Raw genomic sequence first — 25,722 nt, 5'->3', positions numbered from 1 at the left:
CCTTGTCATGCCCCCACCATGGCAAGGGCCACCCCCACCCCCCGCCTCACGAGAAGGAGACGGCGCATGCCCGAGCCCGACGGCATGATCAGCCGCAAGACCGTACTGAAAGCCGCCGCCGCGCTCGGGGCCGCCCCGCTGCTGGTCGGCGGCGGGGTCGCGCTGGCCCGCGAGCAGGCCGGCGCCGGCCGGACCCCGGACCTCACGCCCGAGTGCCACGACGGCGACGCCCCCACGATCGAGCAGACCGAGGGCCCCTACTTCAAGCCCGACTCCCCGCTGCGCAGCTCCATGGTCAACGACGGCCCCGGTACCCGGCTGGTCGTCAGCGGCTACGTCTTCGGCCTCGCCTGCCGGCCGGTCTCCGGCGTGCTGCTGGACTTCTGGCAGGCCGACGACAGCGGGAACTACGACAACTCCGGCTACACCTTCCGCGGCCACCAGTTCAGCGACGCCAACGGCGCGTTCAAGCTGGACACCATCGTGCCCGGGCTCTACCCCGGCCGCACCCGGCACATCCACGTGAAGCTCCAGGCGCCCGGCCGCCAGGTCGTCACCACCCAGCTGTACTTCCCGGGCGAGCCCCGCAACAGCACCGACACCATCTACGACGCCCGGCTGCTGATGAACGTCCGGCAGAACGGCAACGTCCGCGAGGGCAGCTACGACTTCGTGCTGAACGTGCCGCAGACCCCCGGCACGCCGAGCCCGACGCCCACCACCACCCCCACCGGGACGCCCACCACGCCGCCGAGCGGCACCTGGGCCCCGGGCACCTCCTACCGCGCGGGCGACCGCGTCACCTACTCCGGCGTCTCCTACGTCTGCCTCCAGGCGCACACCGCCATGGCCGGCTGGGAGCCGCCGAACGTGCCGGCCCTCTGGCAGCGGTCGTAGCGGCTCCGGCCGCGTTCCCCGGGGAGCCGGGCGCCCGGTCGGCGGCAGGGCCGGCCGGGCGCTCACCTCTGCCCGGCTCCGGGCGGCCGGGTCCGGAACGGGGGTGCGACTCCGCATGTGGTCGGGAAACCGTGCAATACCAGTCCGGAAGCGGTCGGGCAACGGCAGGAAGCGAATCCAGTCGATCTTGCGCACTGGTTAGGCTTTCAAATGTTCGCAAGGTTAAAGTTGTTTCCATGCATGCCTGGCCCGCCTCCGAGGTTCCCGCCCTGCCTGGTCAGGGTCTCCCCCTCCGTATCCACGACACCGCAGCGGGTACGGTCCGCGAGGTCGTGCCGCAGGACGGCACCGCCCGGATCTACGTCTGCGGCATCACCCCCTACGACGCGACCCACATGGGCCACGCCGCCACCTACAACGCGTTCGACCTGGTCCAGCGCGTCTGGAAGGACGCCGGCCACGACGTCCTGTACATCCAGAACGTGACCGACGTGGACGACCCGCTGCTGCAGCGCGCGGTCGAGACCGGCCAGGACTGGACCGCCCTGGCCGAGCGCGAGACGGCCCTGTTCCGCGAGGACATGACCGCCCTGCGCCTGCTCCCGCCGGCCCACTACATCGGTGCCGTCGAGTCGATCCCGTGGATCGTCCCGATCGTCCAGAAGCTGCTGGCCGCCGGCGCGGCGTACGAGGTGGACGGCGACATCTACTTCTCGGTCGACGCCGACCCGCACTTCGGCGAGGTCTCCGGCCTCACCCGCGAGGCCATGCGCCCGGTCTTCGCCGAGCGCGGCGGCGACCCGGACCGCCCCGGCAAGCGCAACCCGCTGGACGCCCTGCTCTGGCTGGCCGCCCGCCCGGGTGAGCCCGCCTGGGACACCGAGCTCGGCCACGGCCGCCCCGGCTGGCACATCGAGTGCGTCGCCATCGCACTGCAGTACCTCGGCATGTCCTTCGACATCCAGGGCGGCGGCAGCGACCTCTCCTTCCCGCACCACGAGATGGGCGCCGCGCACGCCCAGGTCGCCACCGGCACCCACCCGTACGCCAAGGCGTACGTGCACGCCGGCATGGTCGCCCTGGACGGCCACAAGATGTCCAAGTCGCGCGGCAACCTGGTCTTCGTCTCGGCGCTGCGCCGCGAGGGCGTCGACCCGGCGGCGATCCGCCTGGCGCTGCTCTCGCACCACTACCGCGCGGACTGGGAGTGGACCAAGGACGTCCTGGACGAGGCCGTCGAGCGCCTCGCCCGCTGGCGCGCCGCGGTCTCCCGGCCCGACGGCCCGTCGGCCGAGCAGCTGCTCGCCGAGGTCCGCACCGCGCTCGCCGACGACCTGGACGCGCCCGCCGCGCTGGCCGCCGTCGACCGCTGGGCCGAGCGGCAGGAGGCCGAGGGCGGCACCGACATCGGCGCGCCCGGCCTGGTGAGCCGCACCGTGGACGCCCTGCTCGGCGTCGCGCTGTAGCCCGGCGCCGCACGCGCCACGGCACCACCCGCAGCACCCGCACCACAGCACCACCCGCACCACAGCACCACACGCACCACAGCACCACACGCCGAAGGGGCGTCAGGACCGGTCGTCCTGACGCCCCTTCGGCGGTGCGGTGCCTGCTCCCCGTCTACTCCTCCTCGGAGCCGTCCTGGCTCTCCCGGGCCGGGCCCGGCGCCTCCGGCTCGACCGGACGCTCCGCCGTGGCGTGCCCGGACACCGGCTTCTCGCCGGTCGGCCCGACGTTCTCCCGGCGGCGCAGGTAGCGCTCGAACTCGCGGGCGATGGCGTCCCCGGAGGCCTCCGGCAGCTCCGCGGTGTCCTGCGCCTCCTCCAACTGCTGGACGTACTCGGCGACCTCGGTGTCCTCGGCGGCCAGCTGGTCCACGCCGAGCTGCCAGGCCCGGGCGTCCTCGCCGAGCTCGCCCGGCGGGATGCGCAGGTCCAGCAGGTCCTCCAGCTTGTTGAGCAGCGCCAGCGTGGCCTTGGGGTTCGGTGGCTGCGAGACGTAGTGCGGCACTGCCGCCCAGAGCGTCACGGCCGGGACCCCGGCATGCGTGCAGGCCTCCTGGAGCACGCCCACGATGCCGGTCGGGCCCTCGTAGCGGCTCTCCTCCAGGTCAAGCCGGCGGGCCAGGTCCGGGTCGGAGGTGACCCCGCTGACCGGGACCGGGCGGCTGTGCGGGGTGTCGCCGAGCAGCGCGCCCAGGATCACCACCAGCTCGATGCCCAGCTCGTGCGCGAAGCCCAGCAGCTCGTTGCAGAACGAGCGCCAGCGCATGCTCGGCTCGATGCCGCGCACCAGCACGACGTCCCGGGTCGTCGGCTCGGTCACCCGGATCACCGACAGCCGGGTGGTCGGCCAGGTGATCCGGCGGATGCCGCCGTCCATCCAGACCGTGGGCCGGTTGACCTGGAAGTCGTAGTAGTCCTCCGCGTCCAGGGCGGCGAACACCTTGCCGCCCCAGGTCTCGTCCAGGTGCGCCAGGGCGGAGGAGGCGGCGTCGCCCGCGTCGTTCCAGCCCTCGAAGGCGCAGACCATGACCGGGTCGATCAACTCGGGAACATCTTCCAGCTCGATCACCCAGCGTCTCCCTCCGGTCGGCGACAGGACCGGTGCCGCCCCGGCTGGGTTGCCGGGGCGCCGACGGGCCGGCTGCCGACTGTCGAACCTCTCGTCTCCCATGGAACGCCTCGCCCCATGGTCCCTACCTGCCCAGCCTACGGGCTTTGATGCGCACAGCGGCCGGGCACCGGGACAGTCTGGGGGAGCCGGCCGCCCCGATCCAGCGGATATCGGCGACCCCTTGCCTGGCGGATCGTCAGCGGAGCGTCCGGGCGCGGACCGCTGCGGACCGGTGGCGCAGCGCGACGGGCGTGCCGCGTCGGCCCGGCGGCGCGATGATGAACGGGTGGGGACCGGGCGGAAGGGGCCGACACCCATGAACCGATGGCTGTGGATCGGCGCGGGCGCGGGTGCGGCCGCGCTCGCCGGCGCCGCGCTGCTCGTGGCGGACCGGGCCGGGCGCCGGCTCCCGGTGGAGCACGTCACCGAGGGCGGACTCGAACTGGCCCAGCCGCCCGGCGCGGTCTGGGACGTGCTGACCGACATCGACCTGTACCCGGCCTGGCGCCCCGGCCTCACCCACGTCGAGCGGCTGCCCGCCGCGGCCGGCGGCCGGGTGCGCTGGCGCGAGTACGACCGGCACGGCCACACCACGTTCGAGGTGGTGGCGAGCGAGGCCCCACACCGCCTGGTCACCGGCGTGGCCGACCCGGACCTGCCGTACGGCGGTACCTGGACGTACGTGCTCACCCCGGCCGGGCCGGGCTGCTCGCTGACGGTCACCGAGCGCGGCGAGGTCCGCCGGCCGCTGTACCGGGCCGTCTCGCACTACCTGACCGGCGAGGACGCGACGGTCCACCGCTACCTGGGCGCCCTGGCGCACCGGCTGGCCGGCTGACGGCGGCTACCGCACGTCCACCCAGCCGCGCCGGTACGCCGCCCAGTTCTCGGGCGTCGAGGCGAAGTCCACGTACAGCGCGACGCCGAAGTTCGGCCGCCGCAGGTCCTCCCGGCCCAGGCCCAGCCGGACGCCGCGGACGGCCGCGTCGACGGTCTCCGCGTCGCCCCAGTGACCCCACTTGTCGTCCCAGTAGAACGGCAGGCCGATCAGCAGGTCCACGTCGGCCGGGGTGGCCCGCAGGGCGAGCTCGGTCTGCTGGGCGACGTAGCCGCCGTACAGCGGCTCGGTCGGCATCGAGGTGTCGTAGGTCATCACGGCGATCTGGTCGACCCGGCGGGCGGTCTCGGCGAAGTACGCCGGGTCCCACCACTTGCCGTGGCCGGTGAGCAGGATGCCGGCCGTGTGCAGGCCCGGGACGGGGTCGATCTGCGGGGCCGCGACCGAGAGGGCGGCGCCGCGGGCCGCGGTGACCGGCCGGACCAGGTCGAGCAGGGTCAGCCAGCCGGCCGAGCCGGGGCGGATCGGTTCCATGTCGAAGTGCACGCCGTCGAAGCCCTGGTCCAGCACCTGGCGGGCGGAGGCGGTGACCCGGTCCCTGGTCGGGGCGTCCTCCAGGTCCAGGGCGTCCTTCTCCGGCTTGACCTCGTCGCCCAGCCAGCCCTGCAGCCGCACGCCGGGCAGGGCCCGGTGCACGGTGTCGGTGAACCAGCGGGCGCGCGGGTGGACGGCCGGCGGCAGCGAGCCGTCGTGCTCCAGCGGGCCGGTGTGCACGTAGAGGTCGCGAATGCCGGTACCGGAAAGTTGCCGGGTGAGGGCCTCGACGTCGGCCTCGGTCTTGCGGCCGTCCACCCAGGCGTGACCGAGCCAGACCGCGTCCCGCCCCCGGGTGCGGGCCTCGGCGGCCGGTTCACCCGTGTAGTGCAGTCGGATCGAGACGAACACCGAGCCCAGCGCGGTCACTGGCACGGCCGCCGCCAGCACCAGGACCAGCAGCGCCCGGCGCCACCGGGACCACCGCCGCCAGCGCTCGCGCAGCGCCCGTAGCGGGGCCGTCACGCCCTTGCCGGTTTGCCGTATGCGGCTCCTGAAACTCGCCACGCGGTTGCTCCCCCCTTGCGGTCGAGCGCTCAGGATACGGAATGGGTCGGCGAGCCGACCCGCCGTCCGGATACGCTGGCCACGTGCTTCCCCGAGCAAGCGGGGACGCAAAGCCGACAGCCGTCGCACCAGGGAGAAGCCCCATGGCCACTGCAGCCGATCCGTCCGTCACCCAGCAGAGTCGAGCGAACGCTCTGCGTGAAGCCCTCGCCACCCGGGTGGTGGTGGCCGATGGTGCGATGGGCACCATGCTCCAGGCGCAGGATCCGACGCTGGAGGACTTCCAGAACCTCGAAGGCTGCAACGAGGTCCTCAACATCACGCGGCCCGACATCGTCCGCTCCGTCCACGAGGCCTACTTCGGCGTGGGCGTGGACTGCGTGGAGACCAACACCTTCGGCGCCAACTTCGCCGCGCTCGGCGAGTACGACATCCCCGAGCGGGTCTTCGAGCTCTCCGAGGCCGGCGCCCGGATCGCCCGCGAGGTGGCCGACGCCCACACCGCCGCCGACGGCCGCACCCGTTGGGTGCTCGGCTCGATCGGCCCCGGCACCAAGCTGCCGACCCTCGGCCACGCCCCGTACGAGGCGCTGCGCGAGGGCTTCCAGCAGAACGCGGCCGGCCTGATCGCCGGCGGCGCCGACGCGCTGCTGGTCGAGACCAGCCAGGACCTGCTGCAGACCAAGGCCGCCATCCTGGGCTCCAAGCGCGCGCTCGCCGAGGCCGGGCTGGACCTGCCGGTGCTGGTGCAGGTCACGGTGGAGACCACCGGCACCATGCTGCTCGGCTCCGAGATCGGCGCCGCGCTCACCGCGCTGGAGCCGCTCGGCGTCGACTACATCGGCCTCAACTGCGCCACCGGCCCGGCCGAGATGAGCGAGCACCTGCGCTACCTGGCCAAGAACGCCCGGATCGGCCTGTCCTGCATGCCGAACGCGGGCCTGCCGGTGCTCGGCAAGGACGGCGCCCACTACCCGCTCTCCCCGGCCGAACTGGCCGACGCGCACGACGTGTTCACCCGCGAGTACGGCCTGTCGCTGGTCGGCGGCTGCTGCGGCACCACGCCCGAGCACCTGCGCCAGGTGGTCGAGCGGGTCCAGGGCCGGCCGGTCACCGCGCGCGAGCCGCAGCCCGAGCCCTCGGCGGCCTCGCTGTACCAGGCGGTGCCGTTCCGCCAGGACACCTCCTACCTCGCGATCGGCGAGCGGACCAACGCCAACGGCTCCAAGAAGTTCCGCGAGTCGATGCTGGCCGGTGACTGGCAGGCCTGCGTGGAGATCGCCCGCGACCAGATCCGGGACGGCTCCCACCTGCTGGACCTCTGCGTGGACTACGTCGGCCGCGACGGCGTCGCCGACATGAAGGAGATCGCCGGCCGCCTGGCCACCGCCTCCACCCTGCCGATCGTGCTGGACTCCACCGAGCCGCCCGTGCTGCGGGCCGGCCTGGAGGCCCTCGGCGGCCGCGCGGTGCTCAACTCGGTCAACTACGAGGACGGCAATGCCCCGGACTCGCGCTTCGCCAGGATCGCCTCGCTGGCCCGCGAGCACGGCGCCGGCCTGATCGCGCTGACCATCGACGAGCAGGGCCAGGCCCGGACCGCCGACACCAAGGTGGAGATCGCCGAGCGGCTGATCGCCGAGCTCACCGCCGACTACGGCATCGACGAGGGCTCGATCCTGGTCGACTGCCTCACCTTCACCCTGGCCACCGGCCAGGAGGAGTCCCGCCGGGACGGCATCGAGACCATCGGGGCGATCCGCGAGCTCAAGCGCCGCCACCCGAAGGTGCAGACCACGCTCGGCCTGTCCAACATCTCCTTCGGCCTCAACCCGGCCGCCCGCGTGGTGCTCAACTCGGTCTTCCTGCACGAGTGCGTGGAGGCCGGGCTGGACTCGGCGATCGTGCACGCCTCCAAGATCCTGCCGATCTCCAGGATCCCCGAGGACCAGCGCGAGGCCGCCCTCGACCTGGTCTACGACCGCCGCCGGGACGGCTACGACCCGCTGCAGCGCCTGCTGGAGCTGTTCGAGGGCGTCTCCTCGGCCTCGGTCAAGGCCTCCAAGGCCGAGGAGCTGGCCGCGCTCCCGCTGGACGAGCGACTGCAGCGCCGGATCATCGACGGCGAGCGGAACGGCCTGGAGGCCGACCTGGACGAGGCGCTGACCGGGCGCCCCGCGCTGGAGATCATCAACGACACCCTGCTGGCCGGCATGAAGGTGGTCGGCGAGCTCTTCGGCTCCGGCCAGATGCAGCTGCCGTTCGTGCTCCAGTCCGCCGAGGTCATGAAGACCGCGGTGGCCCACCTGGAGCCGCACATGGAGAAGTCCGACAGCGAGGGCAAGGGCACGATCGTGCTGGCCACCGTCAAGGGCGACGTCCACGACATCGGCAAGAACCTGGTCGACATCATCCTGTCCAACAACGGCTACAACGTGGTCAACCTGGGCATCAAGCAGCCGGTCTCGGCGATCCTGGACGCCGCGCAGGAGCACCGGGCGGACGTCATCGGGATGTCCGGTCTGCTGGTGAAGTCCACCGTGATCATGAAGGAGAACCTGGAGGAGCTCAACCAGCGCAAGCTGGCCTCCAGCTACCCGGTGATCCTCGGCGGTGCGGCGCTCACCCGGGCCTACGTCGAACAGGACCTGCACGAGATCTACGAGGGCGAGGTCCGCTACGCCCGGGACGCCTTCGAGGGCCTGCGGCTGATGGACGCGCTGATCGCGGTCAAGCGCGGCGTGCCCGGCGCGACCCTGCCGGAGCTCAAGCAGCGCCGGCACGCCCGGGTCGAGGCGGAGGAGCCGGAGCCGGAGGTCAACCTCGGGCAGATCCGCTCCGACGTCGCCGTCGACAACGCCGTGCCCGCCCCGCCGTTCTGGGGCGACCGGATCGTCAAGGGCATCCCGTTCGCCGACTACGCCTCCTGGCTGGACGAGGACGCTCTGTTCAAGGGGCAGTGGGGTCTGAAGGCCTCCCGCACCGGTGACGGGCCGTCCTACGAGGAGCTGGTGGAGACCGAGGGCCGGCCGCGGCTGCGGGCCTGGCTCGACCGGCTGCAGACCGAGGGCTGGCTGGAGGCCGCCGTGGTCTACGGCTACTACCCGGCCAACTCCAAGGGCGACGACCTGATCGTCTTTCACGAGGACGGCACCGAGCGCACCCGCTTCACCTTCCCGCGCCAGCGCCGCGGCCGCCGGCTCTGCCTGGCCGACTTCTTCCGCCCGGAGGAGTCCGGCGTGCGGGACGTGGTCGGCCTGCAGGTGGTCACCATGGGCAACCGGATCTCGGAGGCGGCCAACGAGCTGTTCGCCGGGAACTCCTACCGGGACTACCTGGAGCTGCACGGCCTCTCGGTGCAGCTGGCCGAGGCACTGGCCGAGTTCTGGCACGCCCGGGTCCGCTACGAGCTGGGCTTCTCCGGCGAGGACCCGCAGGACGTCAGGGACATGTTCGCGCTCAAGTACCGGGGCGCCCGCTTCTCGCTCGGCTACGGGGCCTGCCCCGAGCTGGAGGACCGCGCCAAGATCGCCGAGCTGCTGAAGCCCGAGCGGATCGGCGTGGTGCTCTCGGAGGAGTTCCAGCTGCACCCCGAGCAGTCCACCGACGCGATCGTGATCCACCACCCGGAGGCGAAGTACTTCAACGCGCGGTAACCCCTCCGTTCTGCTCCGTTCGCGCTTTCCGGACGAAGCGGGCGTATTCTGGATGATCCTGAACGGGCCGGTCCGCTCACCAGCGGGTCGGCCCGTGCCATCCCCGGGCGCCGCCGGGGCCTGCCGGAAGGATCCCACCATGACCACCAGCCCCACCGCCACCCGTGTCCTGGACCACGGGGACGACCGCGGCCTGCAGGCGGTGCTGCTGGACATGGACGGGACGCTGGTGGACACCGAGGACTTCTGGTGGCAGGCCGAGGTCTCGCTCTTCGCCGAGCTGGGCCACCGGCTGGACGAGGCGGACCGCACCCACGTGGTCGGCGGCCCGATGACCCGGGTGATGGACTACCTGGTCGCCAGGACCGGGGTGGACATCGCCCCGGCCGACCTGGGGGTGCTGGTCAACCAGCGCTTCGTGGACCTGCTGGCCGATGGCGTGCCGCTCATGCCGGGCGCCGAGCGCCTGCTCAACACCCTTGCCGCGCACGGGATCCCGGCCGCCATGGTGTCCGCGTCGCACCGGCACGTGATCGACATCGTGCTGCGTTCGCTGGGTGCCCACCACTTCGCCTTCACCATCGGCGGGGACGAGGTGCCGCGCACCAAGCCGTTCCCGGACCCGTACCTGGAGGCGGCCCGCCGGCTGGGTGCGGAGCCGGCCCGCTGCGTGGTGGTCGAGGACACCCCGACCGGGGTGCGCGCGGGCGAGGCGGCCGGCTGCCCGGTGATCGCGGTGCCCTCGGTCGCGGCGATCGAGCCGGCCCCCGGGCGCCTGGTGCTGCCCTCGCTGGAGCAGGTCGACCTCGACCTGCTGCGCTCGCTGGTCGCCTCGCGGGTCTGAAGGTCCGTCAGCTCGGATGTGATTGTCATCTCATTGCGGCTCGGGCCTACCGGCCGGTAAGCGGCTCGACGGGGCTCCGACCCCGGGAGGCGGGGGGAGAAAAAGGGCATTGGCTGACATCTTGTCGGTCGGGCGGGATGCCCCGAACCGCCGTGTCCCAAACGTCACCTGCGCGGGTATCGGTCGTGCGTGTTCGATATGGCACGCTACTCGGGTTTCGTGCCACCGATAAGGACGCGCCCCGTGAAGACTTCAGGTGAACGCCTCGCCGTACTCGGCTGTGCCGGTCTGGTCGCCATGACGGTGGCCGGCTGCGGATCGGTGACCGACGCCGTCAAGGGGGACAGCGGCAAGTCCATCACCATGGGCACCGCCCAGCTGACCGGCAGGTTGGACCCGGCGACCTCGTACGACTCCGGTTCCTGGCTGGTCACGCGCAACGCCTTCCAGTCGCTGCTGACCTTCCCCGCCGCCGCCAGCACGCCCACCCCGGACGCCGCGCAGTCGTGCGAGTTCACCGGTGGCGAGGCCACCGAGTACCACTGCACCCTGCGGCCCGGGCTGAAGTTCTCCAACGGTCACCCGCTGACCGCCGAGGACGTGGTCTTCTCGATCGAGCGCACCAAGAAGATCAACGACGAGAACGGTCCGGCCTCGCTGCTCTCCTCGATCAAGTCCGTCGAGGCCAAGGGCGACGCCGAGGTGCTCTTCCACCTCACCGCGCCCGACGCCACCCTGCCGGCCAAGCTGGCCACCCCGGCCGGCGCCATCGTGGACCACCAGGTCTACCCGGCGGACAAGGCGCTGCCCAACGACAAGCTGGTCGGCTCGGGCCCGTACCGCGTGGACTCGGTCGAATCGGTGAACGGCGGCAAGCAGATCGCCAAGGTCGCGCTGTCGGCCAACGACAAGTACGGCGGCGACGCCAAGCTGCGCAACAGCAAGTTCACCGTGAAGTACTTCGACAAGGCCGACGACCTCAAGGCCGCACTCGACAAGGGCGACGTCGACCTCACCGACAACAGCCTGGAGCCGAACACCGCCGCCCAGATCCGGTCCGACCAGCAGGGCGGCAAGACCGACCTGCAGGTGACCGAGGGCGACAGCAACGACACCCGCTCGCTGGTCTTCAACACCAAGGACCCGGTCTTCGGCAACCCCGCCGTCCGCCAGGCCGCCGCGCAGCTGATGGACCGCAAGGCCCTCGCCCGCGACGTCTTCGCCCGGACCGTCCAGCCGCTGTACGCGATGGTCCCGGCCGGCGTCACCGGCCACACCACGGCCTTCTTCGACCGCTACGGCGACCAGGACGCGGCCAAGGCCAAGAAGATCCTCACCGACGCCAAGGTCCAGACCCCGGTCAAGCTCACGCTCACCTGGTCCCGTTCGCGGGCCGGCAGCAACGAGGCCGACACGCTGAAGAAGCAGCTGGAGGCCGGCGGCCTCTTCCAGGTCACCGTCCAGCAGGAGGCGGACTGGGAGGCCTACAAGAAGGGCTGGGCCGACGGCAAGTACCAGGCGTACGTCATCGGCTGGTTCGCCGACTACCCGGACCCGGACAACTACATCGCCCCGCTGCTGGTCAACGGCGGTGCCTACCACCACGGTTGGGACGACCCGCGGATCAGCGGCAGGCTGGTGCCGGACGGCCTCAAGCAGGCCGACCGCAGCGCGGCCGCGGCCGGCTACGGGCAGATCCAGCAGATCGAGGCCGAGAGCGTGCCGCTGATCCCGCTGTACCAGAACAAGGCCTTCTACGCGGCCCGTTCGTACGTCACCGGCGTCGAGTCCACCGTCGACACCACCGGCTTCTTCCGCTTCTGGGAGATCAGCCGCAGCGGCAAGTAGCGCACGCACCACGGCGGCCCGTCCGCTCCCCCCGTCGCCACGGGGGAGCGGACGGGCCGCCGTCGTGTTCCCGCAGGCCGTCACCGGCCGCGGGAGGCCGTCACAGGGTGCCCGGACGCACCAGGCCGCTCTCGTAGGCGTACACCGCCGCCTGCACCCGGTCGCGCAGCTGGAGCTTGGTCAGCACGTGGCCGACGTGGGTCTTCACGGTGGTCTCGCTGACGAACAGCTCGGCCGCGATCTCCGCGTTCGACAGCCCGCGCGCCACCAGCTTCAGCACCTCCAGCTCACGGTCGGTCAGCGCGCTCAGCGCCTGCGGCGGCGCTTCGTCGCCCGACGGCAGCTTGGTGGCGTACATGTCCAGCAGCCTGCGGGTGATGCTCGGCGCCAGCATCGCCGCGCCGTCCGCGACCACCCGGATCGCCTGCACCAGCTCCTCGGCCGGCACGTCCTTCAGCAGGAAGCCGCTGGCGCCCGCGCGCAGCGCCTCCACCACGTACTCGTCCAGGTCGAAGGTGGTCAGCACCAGCACCTTGGCCGGGCCGTCCCGCCCCGGGCCGGCGATCCGGCGGGTCGCCTCGACGCCGTCCATCCTGGGCATCCGGATGTCCATCAGCACCACGTCGGGCTGCAGCGCCCGCACCTGGTCCAGCGCCTGCTGACCGTCCCCGGCCTCGCCGACCACCACCAGGTCGGACTCGGCCTCCAGGATCATCCGGAAACCGGTGCGCAGCAACGGCTGGTCGTCGACCAGCAGCACACGGATCGTCACTAGGACTCCTTGCTCATCGGATCCCCCGTGGGATCGTCTTCATCCGACGTACGGGCCAGCGGAAGCGGGTACGGCGGCGGGGTGCCGCCGAACTCCGGGCAGCTGGCCTGGTGGTCGCACCAGTCGCAGAGGCGGTTGCGGGTGGCCGGGAAGTCCCCGGTGGCCACCGCGAGCCCGATGCGCTCCCACAGCGCCTGCAGCTTGCGCTCCACCGCGAGCAGATCGGCCTGGTCCGGGTCGTAGCTGACCACGTCCCCGCCCCCGCCGAGGTAGACCAGCTGGAGGCGCTTGGGGATCACGCCCTTCCAGCGCCACACCACCAGCGCGTAGAACTTCATCTGGAACATCGCCTTGCCCTCGAAGTCCCGCGAGGGCGCCCGGCCGGTCTTGTAGTCGACCAGCCGGACCTCGCCGGTCGGGGCGACGTCGACCCGGTCGATGTAGCCGCGCAGCAGCAGCCCCGAGTCCAGGGCCGTCTCCACGTACAGCTCCCGTTCGACCGGGTGCAGCCGGGTCGGGTCCTCCAGCCGGAACCACTGGCCGACCAGCTTCTCGGCGTCCGCCAGCCAGCGGGTCAGCGCCGCGCCGTCCGGGCCGTCCGGGAACAACGAGCCCAGCTCCGGCCGTTCACCGAGCAGCCGCTCCCACTGCGGGCGCAGCAGGCCCAGCGCCCGTTCCGGCGTGCGCTCGGCTGCCGGACTGTCGAACAGCCGCTCCAGCACGGCGTGCACCAGCGTGCCCCTGGTCGCCGCCGAGCTCGGCGGCTCGGGCAGCCGGTCGATCACCCGCAGCCGGTACAGCAGGGGACAGGTGAGGAAGTCCCCCGCCCGGGACGGGGACAGGCCGGTCGGCGGCGTCGCCGGGCGCACCGGGGCCCCGGTGGCGCTGGTGGTGTCGGTCTGCTGCATGGCTACGACCCTATTGCCCTTTGCTGTCATCCCGCTGCCACCGTGCTGCCACCGGGACGCGCACAGTGGGTATGAAGGCACCAGGAGGGGCGCGAGGCCTCGGAGCGCCACGATCACGTAGCGTGGGCGCACCGGGGTACGACGGGGGCGACGACCGAAGGGATCACGGTGAGCGACAGCAGGGGGCAGCAGACCTCCGACCAGCCACCGCAGGACGACCGCGGGCGCCCGGCCGGGCAGCCACCGGAGCGCCGCGGCGGCCTCCTGATGGGCCGGCCCTTCGGTGTGCCGATCTACGTCACCCCCTCCTGGTTCGTCATCGCCGCGCTGATCACCTGGGTGTTCGGCGGGCAGCTGAACGACGTGCTGCCGGACCTCGGCGGTGCCCGCTACCTGGTCGCGTTCTCCTTCGCGGTCGCCTTCTACGCCTCCGTCCTGGTCCACGAACTCGCCCACACCCTGGTCGCGCTGCGCTACCGGCTCGGGGTGCGGCGGATCCAACTGCAGTTCTTCGGCGGCGTCTCCGAGATCGAGAACGAGGCCACCACGCCCTGGCGCGAGTTCTGGCTGGCCTTCGTCGGCCCGCTGCTCTCGCTGGTGCTCGGCGGCGTGTTCTACCTCGCGACGCGGTTCGTGGAGCTGTCCTCCGTGCCCGGGGTGCTGCTCGCCGGCCTGATGGTGTCCAACCTGGTCGTGGCGGCCTTCAACCTGCTGCCGGGCCTGCCGCTGGACGGCGGGCGGATGTTGCGCGCCGTCGTCTGGGCCGTCACCGGCAAGCCGATGACCGGCACGGTGGCCGCCTCCTGGGTCGGCCGGGCGCTGGCGATCGCCGTCCTGATCGGCCTGCCGCTGGTCAGCGCCGCCCGCGGGGTCGAACGCACCACCACCGACACCCTGGTGGACGCGGTGCTGGCCGCCGTGCTCGCCGCGATCATCTGGAACGGCGCCACCGGCAGCGTGCGCAACGCCCGGCTCAAGGAGGCGCTGCCCGGCCTGCGGCTGCGCGAACTCGCCCGCCGGGCCGTCGAGGTCACCTCCGACACCCCGCTCGGCGAGGCGATGCGCCGCGCCCGCGAGGCCCGGGCCGGCGCGGTGGTCGTGGTCGACGGCCGGGGCGAGCCGATCGCCATCGTGCGGGAGTCGGCGGTCAGGGCGGTGCCCGAGCACCGCCGCCCCTGGGTGGCCGTGGGCGCCCTCTCCCGCGACCTCGAACCCGGGCTGCGACTGGACGCCGACCTGAGCGGCGAGGACCTGCTGCGGGCCGTCCAGGCGACTCCGGCGGGGGAGTACCTGGTGGTCGAGGCGGACGGCCGGGTGTACGGCGTCGCCGCGCTCAGCGACATCGAGCAGCGCCTGACCGCCGCCGTCTCCGGCCGGTGACGGTCACCGACGCAGCCGCGGTGCCGATGGTGCCGATGGTGCCGGTGCGACGCCGGGCGTGATCGGGCGTGATCCGGGCCCGGTGAGGCGGGGCGTCCCGCTTCCCTTAGGATTGGCCGCATGTCCGAACCGACCGGTGCCGCCCGCCGACGCGGGCCCTTCCAGGTCGGGGACCAGGTCCAGCTGACCGACCCCAAGGGTCGCCACTACACGTTCACGCTCCAGGCCGGGAACCAGTTCCACACCCACAAGGGTGCGTTCCCCCACGACGAGCTGATCGGCGCCCCCGAAGGCACGGTCGTGCGCACCACGGGGAACGTCCCGTACCTCGCGCTGCGCCCCCTGCTCCCCGACTACGTCCTGTCCATGCCGCGAGGCGCCGCCGTGATCTACCCCAAGGACGCGGGGCAGATCCTGGCGATGGCCGACATCTTCGCGGGCGCCCGCGTGATCGAGGCCGGCGTCGGCTCCGGCGCGCTCAGCATGTACCTGCTGCGCGCCGTCGGCGAGCACGGCATGCTGGCCTCCTACGAGCGCCGGCAGGACTTCGCCGACATCGCCCAGGGCAACGTCGAGCGCTACTTCGGCGGGCCCCACCCGGCGTGGAAGCTCACCGTCGGCGACCTCCAGGACAACCTGGTCGAGACCGACGTCGACCGCGTCATCCTCGACATGCTGGCCCCCTGGGAGTGCCTGGACGTCGCCTCCGAGGCGCTCGTCCCCGGCGGCCTCATCTGCTGCTACGTGGCCACCACCACGCAGATGTCCCGGACCGTCGAGGCGCTGCGCGAGCACGGCACCTTCACCGAGCCGCAGGCGTGGGAGACCATGGTCCGCACCTGGCACCTGGAGGGTCTGGCCGTCCGCCCGGACCACCGGATGATCGGCCACACCGGCTTCCTGCTCACCGCCCGCCGCCTGGCGGACGGCGTCGAGCCGCCGCTGCGCCGCCGCCGCCCGGCCAAGGGCGCCTACGGCGAGGACTACGACAACGGGTCGCCGGAGCCGAGCCTGCAGGAGCGCGCCGCCGCCCGCAAGGCCGCCCGGGCCGTCGAGGGCGACCAGCCCGACCTGGGCTGAGCCCGCACACCACACAGGGGTGGCACGAGTGATCTCGTGCCACCCCTCCCGTCGTCCCCGGCCCGCCCGGCGACCCGCTCCCCGGTCACCGGCCCGCCCGCGCCGTGTGGGACGATGCTCGCGCACGCAGACCAGCTCCTGGAGCTCTGGAGGGGACGCCTGGTGGAGACCGCGGTCGGGACGAAGGCGACGGCTGGACAGCAGACACCGCGGGGCCGCACCCGGCCCGGGCATGTGCGCACCGCCCCCTGGCACTGGGCCCTCGCCCTGGCCGGCAGCGGCGCGGTGGTGGGCGCCGCCCTCGCCGCCTCCCCGGCGACCGGCACCCCGGTGCCCGTCCACGGCACCCCCAGGGCCCTCGCCGCGAGTGCCGCCCCCGACCCGGCTGCGGCCCAACTCCCGCTCGACTGCGGTCCGTTCCCGGTCAAGACGGTGCTCAGCGTGCCCGTCGAACTGGGCGACGGCCGCCCCGGCACGGTGGTCGCCGCGCACTGCGCCGCCGAGAACGGCACCCCGCCCGACGCGGTCCTCCTGCTCGGCTTCGGCCCCGACGGCCGCCCGGCCGTGCTGGCCACCCTGCTCACCGAACGCGAGAACCTCACCGTGAGCCGGCTCGCGGTCCGCTCCGACGGCGCCATCACCGGTCACGCGCAGGGGTATTCGAGCGAGGACGTGCCGCGCTTCCGGCCCGACATCTCACTGGACCTCACCTGGACGCACAAGGGCGGCGGCTGGGAACGCTCCCAGACCACCGCCCCGCTCGCCCAGACCTGACCGGTCCGGCTCCCTACTCCGCGTCCGGCCCGTACACCTCGACCCGGTCCGCGGTCCGGCGCACGTGGATGCAGTCGCCGGGGCACTCCTTCGCCGAGTCCACCACGTCCTGAAGGAGCGTCAGCGGCACCGGGGCGGTCTCCCCGGGCTGCTGGCGCAGCTCGTCGTCCGGCCCCTTCACGTAGGCGAGGCCGTCGATGTCGAGCTCGAAGACCTCCGGTGCGTACTGGACGCAGATGCCGTCGCCGGTGCACAGATCCTGGTCGATCCACACCTCCAGCTCCTCGGTCGCCCGCGCGGTCTCCTCGGTCACCGACATGTCCCCTGCCGTTTCTGTCCCGGGTCGCCCATTTCTGGGAGCAATCCCGCCATTCGTACAACGATCGGACCTCGCGTCGCGGTCGCGATCGGATATCACTTCGCTCGACGATACATCCGGCCCGCTTTGGGCGGTGCGCGGTGGGTATCCCCTTAGCAGAGGGGAAGCACGCTGGGGCGAAGATCGGACACGCCCGTTCCATCTTTCTTGATCTAGGGGTTTACGGACCCCTGGTCCCAGGTAGGGTCTGGAAGCGTCCAGCTCCCCGGAGGAGGTGAGGACCGTGGCAGCCCACGATGACGACTACAACCGCAGCACCGGCAGGCCCGCTCGTGGTTCCGACGAGGCCGCTCAGGTCTCGTACCTTGAGCAGGAAATCGCCGTGCTGCGCCGCAAGCTCGCCGACTCGCCGCGCAATTCGAGAATCCTCGAAGAGCGGATCGTCGAGCTCCAGACCAACCTGGCCGGCGTGTCCGCCCAGAACGAACGGCTCGCCTCCACCCTGCGTGAGGCCCGCGACCAGATCGTGGCCCTCAAGGAGGAAGTGGACCGGCTGGCACAGCCCCCGGCCGGCTTCGGCACCTTCCTCGACGCGAACGAGGACGGCACCGCGGACATCTTCACCGGGGGGCGCAAGCTCCGCGTGAACGTCAGCCCCAACGTCGCCCTCGACGAGCTGCGGCGCGGCCAGGAGGTGATGCTCAACGAGGCCCTCAACATCGTGGACGCGATGGCCTTCGAGCGCATCGGCGAGATCGTCACCCTCAAGGAGGTCCTGGAGGACGGCGAGCGCGCCCTGGTACTCGGCCACACCGACGAGGAGCGCGTGGTGCGCCTCGCCGAACCGCTGCGCGAGCTCACCATCCGGGCGGGGGACGCCCTGCTGCTGGAGCCCCGCTCCGGCTACGTGTACGAGGTCGTGCCGAAGTCCGAGGTCGAGGAGCTGGTCCTCGAAGAGGTCCCGGACATCGACTACCGCCAGATCGGCGGCCTGAGCAACCAGATCGAGCTGATCCGCGACGCGGTCGAGCTGCCGTACCTGCACGCCGACCTCTTCAAGGAGTACGAGCTGCGGCCGCCCAAGGGCGTCCTGCTCTACGGCCCGCCCGGCTGCGGCAAGACGCTGATCGCCAAGGCGGTCGCCAACTCGCTGGCCAAGAAGGTCGCCGAGGTCACCGGCCGCCCGCAGGGGAAGAGCTACTTCCTCAACATCAAGGGCCCCGAGCTGCTCAACAAGTACGTGGGCGAGACCGAGCGGCAGATCCGCCTGGTCTTCCAGCGGGCCCGGGAGAAGGCGAGCGAGGGCACGCCCGTCATCGTCTTCTTCGACGAGATGGAGTCGCTGTTCCGCACCCGCGGTTCCGGTGTCAGCTCGGACGTGGAGAACACCATCGTCCCGCAGCTGCTGGCCGAGATCGACGGCGTGGAGGGCCTGGAGAACGTCATCGTCATCGGCGCCTCGAACCGCGAGGACATGATCGACCCGGCGATCCTGCGGCCCGGCCGCCTGGACGTCAAGATCAAGATCGAGCGCCCGGACGCCGAGGCCGCGAAGGACATCTTCTCCAAGTACCTCAAGGACTCGCTGCCGTTCCACCCCGACGACCTCAAGGAGCACGACGGCTCCGTCGGGGCCACGGTGGCCGCGATGATCCAGTCGGTGGTCGAGCGGATGTACTCCGAGACCGAGGAGAACCGCTTCCTGGAGGTCACCTACGCCAACGGTGACAAGGAGGTCCTGTACTTCAAGGACTTCAACTCCGGCGCGATGATCCAGAACATCGTCGACCGCTCGAAGAAGATGGCCATCAAGGACTTCCTCGACCACGGTCAGCGCGGTCTGCGCGTCTCCCACCTGCTCGCCGCCTGCGTGGACGAGTTCAAGGAGAACGAGGACCTCCCGAACACCACCAACCCGGACGACTGGGCCCGCATCTCCGGCAAGAAGGGCGAGCGGATCGTCTTCATCCGCACGCTGGTCACCGGCAAGCAGGGCGCCGAGTCCGGCCGCTCCATCGACACTGTCGCCAACACGGGGCAGTACCTGTAAGCACGCGGTGACCCGGGCCGGCAGCGGTCCCCGGAGCTGTACGCACCCCGTCCGGCTGTGGCGCCTCGCGGCCCCGCAGCCGGACGGCGCGTCTCGGGGCCCGCCGGTCGGCGCCGGGTCCTAGGCTCGACCCACCGTCCGCGGGCAGATGGCCGGCGCCGGTGTTGTTCAGCGGTACGTCAGCGTGTTCCGCCCGCCGGGGGCGGCACACCGGGCAAGGAGGGCCGCATGACCGTACGGCGCGTGATGGGCATCGAGACCGAGTACGGGATCTCCGTGCCCGGCCACCCCAACGCCAACGCCATGCTCACCTCGTCCCAGATCGTCAACGCCTACGCGGCGGCGATGCACCGGGCCCGGCGGGCCCGCTGGGACTTCGAGGAGGAGAACCCGCTGCGCGACGCGCGGGGCTTCGACCTGGCGCGCGAGGTGGCGGACGCGAGCCAGCTGACCGACGAGGACATCGGCCTCGCCAACGTCATCCTCACCAACGGGGCCCGGTTCTACGTGGACCACGCGCACCCCGAGTACAGCTCGCCCGAGGTGACCAACCCGCGCGACGCCGTGCTGTGGGACAAGGCCGGGGAGCGGATCATGGCCGCCGCCGCGCAGCGCGCGCTGGAGCTGCCCAACGGGCAGAACATCCTCCTGTACAAGAACAACACCGACAACAAGGGCGCCTCCTACGGCACCCACGAGAACTACCTGATGAAGCGGGCGACGCCGTTCGCCGACATCGTGCGCCACCTGACCCCGTTCTTCGTCTCCCGCCAGGTGGTCACCGGCGCGGGCCGGGTCGGCATCGGCCAGGACGGCTCGGCGCACGGCTTCCAGATCAGCCAGCGGGCGGACTACTTCGAGGTCGAGGTCGGCCTGGAGACCACGCTCAAGCGGCCGATCATCAACACCCGGGACGAACCGCACGCCGACGCCGAGAAGTACCGCCGGCTGCACGTGATCATCGGGGACGCGAACCTCTCCGAGATCTCCACGTACCTCAAGCTGGGCACCACCTCGCTGGTCCTGTCGATGATCGAGGACTCCTTCATCGCCTCCGACCTCGCCGTCGACCAGCCGGTGCGCACCCTGCACCGGGTCTCCCACGACCCGACGCTCAAGCACCTGATCACCCTGCGCAACGGGCGCAAGCTCACCGCCGTCCAGCTCCAGCTCGAGTACTTCGAGCTGGCCCGCAAGTACGTCGAGGACCGCTTCGGCACCGACGCGGACGAGCAGACGGTGGACGTGCTGGCGCGCTGGGAGGACGTCCTCGGCCGGCTGGAGCGCGACCCGATGTCGCTGTCGAGGCAGCTGGACTGGATCGCCAAGCGGGAGATCCTGGAGGGCTACCGCAGCCGGGACGCCGTGGAGTGGGACAACCCGCGGCTGCACCTGGTCGACCTCCAGTACAGCGACGTGCGGCCCGAGAAGGGCCTCTACAACCGCCTGGTGGCCCGCGGGCGCTTCGATCGGCTGCTGACCGAGGACGAGGTCGAGCGGGCCGTCTCCAAGCCCCCGGAGGACACCAGGGCGTACTTCCGCGGGCGCTGCCTGGAGCAGTACGCGGACCACGTCGCGGCGGCCTCCTGGGACTCGGTGATCTTCGACCTGCCGGGCCGGGACTCGCTGCAGCGGGTGCCCACGCTGGAGCCGCTGCGCGGCACCCGCAACCACGTCAAGGAGCTGCTGGACCGCTGCCGCACGGCCGAGGACCTGCTACGGGTCCTGTCCGGCGGGTAACTTTTCGATCACCACGGGTGAACGTCCGCCGAATGGGAATCATCCGGGGTGGCAGCGGGTGTTGGACAGGAAGCGCCACCGGCAAACCGGGAGCGGCAGTCGCACCTTGTGTATAGGGTCGGTGTCAACCGGCAACGACCCGACCGACCAAACCGTGCCAGACGATTCGAGCGGGGTGAGGGAAATGGCGAGCAAGGACACCGGCGGCGGCCAGCAGCGGGCAAACCGCTCCTCCGAGGAGGTCGAGGAGCAGGCCGCGGAAACGCAGAATTCCGAGGACCTCAAGGAACGCCAGGAAAAGCTGAGCGACGACGTCGACGCGGTGCTGGACGAAATCGACGAGGTCCTCGAATCCAACGCCGAGGATTTCGTCCGCGGATTCGTGCAGAAGGGCGGGCAATAGCCCGTCCCCGGTCATCGGGAATTCACGGTCGCGACCGTCGAGGGCGGTCGGGCGGCGTCGGCCGCCCGGCCGCCCGGCGCCTCCGGCCACGCTCCGACAGTGATCGTCGGGCGGGTAGGGTGCGGGCAGCGCGCGCCTCAAGCTACCTGGAAGGAATCGTGTGGAAGCCAACACTCGCGGCACCGGGCGTCTACCGGCTGCCTTCCTGACCCCGGGGTCGTCCTCGTTCCTCGACTTCCTCGCCGACCACAAGCCGGAGCTGCTCCCCGGCCACCGCGGGCTCCCCGCGGGCTCGGTGGTCGAGGCCCCGCACGGGACCACGATCGTGGCCGCGGTCTTCGACGGCGGCGTGGTGATCGCCGGTGACCGCCGGGCGACGATGGGCAACGTGATCGCCCAGCGCGACATCGAGAAGGTCTTCCCGGCCGACGAGTACAGCGCGGTCGGCATCGCCGGCACCGCCGGCCTCGCGGTCGAGATGGTCCGGCTGTTCCAACTGGAGCTGGAGCACTACGAGAAGATCGAGGGCACCGTGCTCTCCCTGGAGGGCAAGGCGAACCGCCTCACCACCATGATCCGGGGCAACCTGGGCATGGCGATGCAGGGGCTGGCGGTGGTGCCGATGTTCGCCGGCTACGACCTGGACCTCGGCCGCGGCCGGATCTTCAACTACGACGTCACCGGCGGGCGTTCCGAGGAACGCGGCTTCGCCGCCACCGGCTCGGGCTCGGTCTTCGCCCGCGGCTCGATGAAGAAGCTCTACCGCGACGGCCTGACGGCCGAACAGGCCGTCACCCTGGTCGTCCAGGCGCTCTACGACGCGGCGGACGACGACTCCGCCACCGGCGGCCCGGACCTCGCCCGCAAGATCTTCCCGATCGTCTCGCTGATCACCGAGGACGGCTTCCGCCGGCTCACCGAAGCGGAGGTCGCCGAGACCACCGTGGCCATCACCGACGAGCGCCTGACCCACCCCAACGGCCCGCAGGCCCCGCTGCTCTAGCCAGCACCTCACAGGAAAGGGACGACCGCCGGTGTCGACACCGTTCTACGTCTCGCCCCAGCAGGCCATGGCGGACCGCGCGGAGTACGCCCGCAAGGGCATCGCGCGCGGCCGCAGCGTGGTCGTGCTCACCTACGCCGACGGCATCGTCTTCGTCGCGGAGAACACCTCCAGGGCGCTGCACAAGGTCTCCGAGATCTACGACAAGATCGCCTTCGCGGCGGTCGGCCGCTACAACGAGTTCGAGAACCTGCGCATCGGCGGCGTCCGCTACGCCGACCTGCGCGGCTACTCCTACGACCGGGCCGACGTCACCGCCCGGGGCCTGGCCAACGTGTACGCCCAGACCCTGGGCACCATCTTCTCCTCGGTCGGCGAGAAGCCGTACGAGGTCGAGCTGATCGTGGCCGAGGTCGGCCGCGGCAGCGACAACGACCAGATCTACCGGCTCACGCCGGACGGCTCGGTCGTCGACGAGAAGAACTACGTGGTGGTCGGCGGCAACGCCGACTCGATCGGCAACTACCTGGGCCAGCGCCACCGCGTCGGGCTGAGCCTCACCGAGGCGGTGAAGGTCGCGGTCGACTCGCTCGCCCGCGACCCCAACGGCGGCAGCCCGCGCAGCCTCACCCCGGAGCAGCTGGAGGTCGCGGTCCTCGACCGGCAGCGGTTCCAGCAGCGCAAGTTCAAGCGGATCCTGGGCAACCAGCTCAGCCGGCTGCTCGACGGGGACCAGTCCGCCGAGGCGGACGACGAGGACGACCCGGCGCACACCGCGCCGGAGTAGCAGTGCCTGCGGAGTCCCGTACGGCGGCCGGACCGCCGTCGTACGGGGGCTCCGGTGCCCCTGCGGCGGCCCAGTCGTCGTGGAGGCGGTTTCGGACAGCTCCGACCAGAATGGAGTGCTCATGGACCGCCGGATTTTCGGGCTGGAGAACGAGTACGGCGTGACCTGCACGTTCCGCGGGCAGCGACGGCTGTCGCCGGACGAGGTCGCGCGGTACCTGTTCCGCCGGGTCGTCTCCTGGGGCCGCAGCAGCAACGTCTTCCTGCGCAACGGCGCCCGGCTCTACCTCGACGTCGGCTCCCACCCCGAGTACGCCACGCCCGAGTGCGACGACGTGGTCGAGCTGGTGACGCACGACAAGGCGGGCGAGCGCATCCTCGAAGGCCTCCTGGTGGACGCCGAGCGGCGCCTGCACGAGGAGGGCATCGCGGGGGACGTCTACCTCTTCAAGAACAACACCGACTCCGCCGGGAACTCCTACGGCTGCCACGAGAACTACCTGGTGGCCCGGCACGGCGAGTTCTCCCGGCTGGCGGACGTGCTGATCCCCTTCCTGGTCACCCGCCAGCTGATCTGCGGCGCGGGCAAGGTGCTGCAGACCCCGCGTGGCGCGGTCTACTGCGTCAGCCAGCGGGCCGAGCACATCTGGGAGGGCGTCAGCTCCGCCACCACCCGTTCGCGGCCGATCATCAACACCCGGGACGAGCCGCACGCGGACGCCGAGCGCTACCGTCGGCTGCACGTGATCGTCGGCGACTCCAACATGTCCGAGACCACCACGCTGCTCAAGGTCGGCGCCACCGACCTGGTGCTGCGGCTGATCGAGGCCGGCGTGGTGATGCGCGACCTGACCCTGGAGAACCCGATCCGGGCGATCCGCGAGGTCAGCCACGACCTCACCGGCACCCACCAGGTGCGGCTCGCCAACGGCCGCGAGGCCAGCGCGCTGGACATCCAGGAGGAGTACTACTCCAAGGCCCTGGAGTTCGCCGACCGCAAGGGCATCAACACCGGCACCATCGCCCGGGTCCTCGACCTGTGGGGCCGCACCCTGGAGGCCGTGCGCTCCGAGCGGCTGGACGGGGTGGCCACCGAGATCGACTGGATCATGAAGTACAAGCTCATCGAGCGGTACCGCGAGAAGCACCAGATGAGCATGTCCAACCCGCGGGTGGCCCAGATCGACCTCGCGTACCACGACATCCACCGTCGCCGCGGCCTGTTCTACCTGCTCCAGGGCAAGGGCCAGGCGCAGCGGGTGACCACCGACCTCAAGACCTTCGAGGCCAAGTCGATCCCGCCGCAGACCACCCGGGCCCGGCTGCGCGGGGACTTCATCCGCCGGGCGCAGGAGCAGCGCCGGGACTTCACGGTGGACTGGGTGCACCTGAAGCTGAACGACCAGGCGCAGCGCACCGTGCTGTGCAAGGACCCGTTCCGTTCGGTGGACGAGCGGGTGGAGAAGCTCATCGCCGGGATGTAGCCCGGTCAGCGATCGAGCCGTCGTGATCACGGCGGCGTCCGGCCCCGGTGGTGCCTACCGGGGCCGGACGCGTGCCGGGCATACGCTGTCCGTCGAGTCAGGAGAGCCGACTTCGACCGACAGTTAGGACCACCGTGCGCCGCACCGCCGGTTTGCTTCTCACCCTGCCGCTGCTGCTGGCGGTGGCCTGCAGCAGTTCCCCCAAGGCGGCCGGTCCGGCGACGCCGTCCGCGGCGAGCGCCGCCCCGACGGTGCCGGCACCGGTGTCCGAGGCGTCGCCGATGCCCACTCTTTCGGGTGGCGGTTTCGGCAGCAAGGCCACCATCACGATCCCCGACGGCCAGCCCAGCGGGCAGTTCGTGGTGAACACGGTCAGTGAGGGCGATCGGGCGACCGTCAACAAGGGCGACTGGGTGACGGTCAACTACAGCGCGAAGGACTGGACCACCGGCAAGGAACTGCCCAGCTCGTACGACCCCAACGGCAAGCCGCAGCTCTACCAGGCCGGCAGCGGGCAGCTGGTGCCCGCGCTGGACCAGAGCGTGATCGGCAAGAAGGTGGGCAGCCGGCTGCTGGTGGTGGCCCCGCCGGCGGCCGCCTTCGGCGACCAGGGCTCCGGCCAGCTGGGCGTCAACAAGAACGACACCGTGGTGTTCGTGCTGGACATCATGGAGAGCCTGCCGCAGGACTCCACGCTGAGCGGGAACATGACCCAGCCGCCCGCGACGCTGCCCCAGGTCAAGGACAACGGCAAGGCGCCGGTGACGATCACCATCCCGGCCGGGCAAGCCCCGCCCACCGACCTGCAGCAGGCGGTGCTGATCAAGGGCGAGGGCAAGCCGGTCAAGAGCGGGCAGACCCTGGTGGTGCAGTACACCGGGGTGCTGTGGAGCAACGGCCAGCAGTTCGACTCCTCCTGGACGCACGGCGGCGCGCAGGCGGTGCAGATCGGCACCGGCAGCGTGATCGAGGGCTGGGACAAGGGCCTGGTCGGGCAGACCGTCGGCAGCCGGGTCATGCTCGTGGTGCCGCCCGCGCTCGGCTACCAGGACAAGGCGCAGGGCGCCGTCCCGGCGAACTCCACGCTGGTCTTCGTGATCGACATTCTGGAAGCGGTCTAGGAAGTGACCCGGGGGATTCCGTACGCTTGGGCGGACGCTCGTACAACGAAGCGTCCGCCCTCATCCTGAGCTGTCATAATGCCCTCGCGCTGTGGCAGGTGC

21 protein-coding genes are annotated in these 25,722 nt (G+C 71.4%); 16 read left to right on the top strand and 5 right to left on the bottom strand.

The features are described from left to right. Positions 1-66: 66 nt before the first annotated feature. Together AB0D10_RS28120 and mshC are read left to right on the top strand one after the other, a co-directional pair. Positions 67-897, top strand: a complete 831-nt coding sequence (locus AB0D10_RS28120) for a carbohydrate-binding protein (RefSeq protein WP_360261667.1) — start codon at positions 67-69, stop codon at positions 895-897. A gap of 236 nt (positions 898-1,133) precedes the next feature. Next, a complete protein-coding gene (gene mshC / locus AB0D10_RS28115; RefSeq protein WP_360261664.1) occupies positions 1,134-2,363 on the top strand; it encodes a cysteine--1-D-myo-inosityl 2-amino-2-deoxy-alpha-D-glucopyranoside ligase in 1,230 nt (409 codons plus the stop codon). 154 nt (positions 2,364-2,517) lie between these two features. On the opposite strand, the gene AB0D10_RS28110 is transcribed toward mshC, so the two are convergent. Continuing rightward, positions 2,518-3,471: a PAC2 family protein gene (locus AB0D10_RS28110; protein ID WP_360261661.1), complete on the bottom strand. Its 954-nt coding sequence runs from the start codon at positions 3,469-3,471 to the stop codon at positions 2,518-2,520. 358 nt (positions 3,472-3,829) lie between these two features. Between AB0D10_RS28110 and AB0D10_RS28105 the strand changes: the two genes are divergently transcribed. After that, positions 3,830-4,351: an SRPBCC family protein gene (locus AB0D10_RS28105; protein ID WP_360261658.1), complete on the top strand. Its 522-nt coding sequence runs from the start codon at positions 3,830-3,832 to the stop codon at positions 4,349-4,351. A 6-nt stretch (positions 4,352-4,357) separates the two neighbouring features. On the opposite strand, the gene AB0D10_RS28100 is transcribed toward AB0D10_RS28105, so the two are convergent. Next, complete coding sequence (locus AB0D10_RS28100) at positions 4,358-5,452, bottom strand: hypothetical protein (RefSeq protein WP_360261655.1); 1,095 nt, start codon at positions 5,450-5,452, stop codon at positions 4,358-4,360. 143 nt (positions 5,453-5,595) lie between these two features. Here AB0D10_RS28100 and metH point away from each other — a divergent pair, with 143 nt between their 5' ends. The 3 genes from metH (at position 5,596) to AB0D10_RS28085 (ending at position 11,800) form a co-directional block, all read left to right on the top strand. Then, the gene (metH, locus tag AB0D10_RS28095; RefSeq protein WP_360261652.1) at positions 5,596-9,108 is read left to right on the top strand and encodes a methionine synthase; all 3,513 of its coding nucleotides are present in this window, start codon (positions 5,596-5,598) and stop codon (positions 9,106-9,108) included. Between the two features lie 139 nt (positions 9,109-9,247). Continuing rightward, complete coding sequence (locus AB0D10_RS28090; protein WP_360261649.1) at positions 9,248-9,952, top strand: HAD family phosphatase; 705 nt, start codon at positions 9,248-9,250, stop codon at positions 9,950-9,952. Positions 9,953-10,195: 243 nt separating this feature from the next. Next, a complete protein-coding gene (locus AB0D10_RS28085; protein WP_360261646.1) occupies positions 10,196-11,800 on the top strand; it encodes an ABC transporter substrate-binding protein in 1,605 nt (534 codons plus the stop codon). A 100-nt stretch (positions 11,801-11,900) separates the two neighbouring features. Here the strand turns inward: AB0D10_RS28085 and AB0D10_RS28080 are convergent, their stop codons facing one another. Next, the gene (locus tag AB0D10_RS28080; RefSeq protein ID WP_360261643.1) at positions 11,901-12,572 is read right to left on the bottom strand and encodes a response regulator transcription factor; all 672 of its coding nucleotides are present in this window, start codon (positions 12,570-12,572) and stop codon (positions 11,901-11,903) included. Next, complete coding sequence (locus AB0D10_RS28075; RefSeq protein ID WP_360261640.1) at positions 12,572-13,480, bottom strand: RecB family exonuclease; 909 nt, start codon at positions 13,478-13,480, stop codon at positions 12,572-12,574. The genes AB0D10_RS28080 and AB0D10_RS28075 overlap by 1 nt, the downstream gene beginning before the upstream one ends. Before the next feature lie 168 nt (positions 13,481-13,648). Here AB0D10_RS28075 and AB0D10_RS28070 point away from each other — a divergent pair, with 168 nt between their 5' ends. From AB0D10_RS28070 to AB0D10_RS28060, 3 genes are all read left to right on the top strand, one after another. Further along, the gene (locus AB0D10_RS28070) at positions 13,649-14,860 is read left to right on the top strand and encodes a site-2 protease family protein (RefSeq protein WP_360261637.1); all 1,212 of its coding nucleotides are present in this window, start codon (positions 13,649-13,651) and stop codon (positions 14,858-14,860) included. 120 nt (positions 14,861-14,980) lie between these two features. Beyond that, positions 14,981-15,940, top strand: a complete 960-nt coding sequence (locus AB0D10_RS28065) for a tRNA (adenine-N1)-methyltransferase (RefSeq protein ID WP_360261635.1) — start codon at positions 14,981-14,983, stop codon at positions 15,938-15,940. Positions 15,941-16,054: 114 nt separating this feature from the next. Further along, entirely contained in the window at positions 16,055-16,714 is a 660-nt protein-coding gene (locus AB0D10_RS28060) for a hypothetical protein (RefSeq protein ID WP_360261632.1), read from the top strand. A 13-nt stretch (positions 16,715-16,727) separates the two neighbouring features. Here the strand turns inward: AB0D10_RS28060 and AB0D10_RS28055 are convergent, their stop codons facing one another. Then, positions 16,728-17,033, bottom strand: coding sequence for a ferredoxin (locus AB0D10_RS28055; RefSeq protein ID WP_360261629.1), 306 nt, complete (start codon positions 17,031-17,033; stop codon positions 16,728-16,730). A 283-nt stretch (positions 17,034-17,316) separates the two neighbouring features. Here AB0D10_RS28055 and arc point away from each other — a divergent pair, with 283 nt between their 5' ends. The 7 genes from arc (at position 17,317) to AB0D10_RS28020 (ending at position 25,620) form a co-directional block, all read left to right on the top strand. Next, entirely contained in the window at positions 17,317-19,083 is a 1,767-nt protein-coding gene (gene arc, locus AB0D10_RS28050; RefSeq protein ID WP_360261627.1) for a proteasome ATPase, read from the top strand. Between the two features lie 228 nt (positions 19,084-19,311). Further along, positions 19,312-20,823: a depupylase/deamidase Dop gene (gene dop / locus AB0D10_RS28045; protein ID WP_360261624.1), complete on the top strand. Its 1,512-nt coding sequence runs from the start codon at positions 19,312-19,314 to the stop codon at positions 20,821-20,823. Between the two features lie 184 nt (positions 20,824-21,007). Continuing rightward, positions 21,008-21,226, top strand: a complete 219-nt coding sequence (locus AB0D10_RS28040) for a ubiquitin-like protein Pup (RefSeq protein ID WP_360261622.1) — start codon at positions 21,008-21,010, stop codon at positions 21,224-21,226. Positions 21,227-21,386: 160 nt separating this feature from the next. Further along, the gene (prcB, locus tag AB0D10_RS28035) at positions 21,387-22,229 is read left to right on the top strand and encodes a proteasome subunit beta (RefSeq protein WP_360261620.1); all 843 of its coding nucleotides are present in this window, start codon (positions 21,387-21,389) and stop codon (positions 22,227-22,229) included. A 31-nt stretch (positions 22,230-22,260) separates the two neighbouring features. Beyond that, complete coding sequence (prcA, locus tag AB0D10_RS28030) at positions 22,261-23,016, top strand: proteasome subunit alpha (protein WP_360261618.1); 756 nt, start codon at positions 22,261-22,263, stop codon at positions 23,014-23,016. Positions 23,017-23,137: 121 nt separating this feature from the next. Beyond that, on the top strand, positions 23,138-24,499 hold the full coding sequence (pafA, locus tag AB0D10_RS28025) for a Pup--protein ligase (protein ID WP_350523844.1): 1,362 nt from the start codon (positions 23,138-23,140) through the stop codon (positions 24,497-24,499). Between the two features lie 134 nt (positions 24,500-24,633). Then, on the top strand, positions 24,634-25,620 hold the full coding sequence (locus tag AB0D10_RS28020) for an FKBP-type peptidyl-prolyl cis-trans isomerase (RefSeq protein WP_360261616.1): 987 nt from the start codon (positions 24,634-24,636) through the stop codon (positions 25,618-25,620). The last annotated feature ends 102 nt before the right edge of the window (positions 25,621-25,722 follow it).

The organism is Kitasatospora sp. NPDC048545 (assembly GCF_040651155.1).
GTDB lineage: Bacteria > Actinomycetota > Actinomycetes > Streptomycetales > Streptomycetaceae > Kitasatospora.
This window is presented reverse-complemented; position numbering and strand designations above follow the sequence as displayed.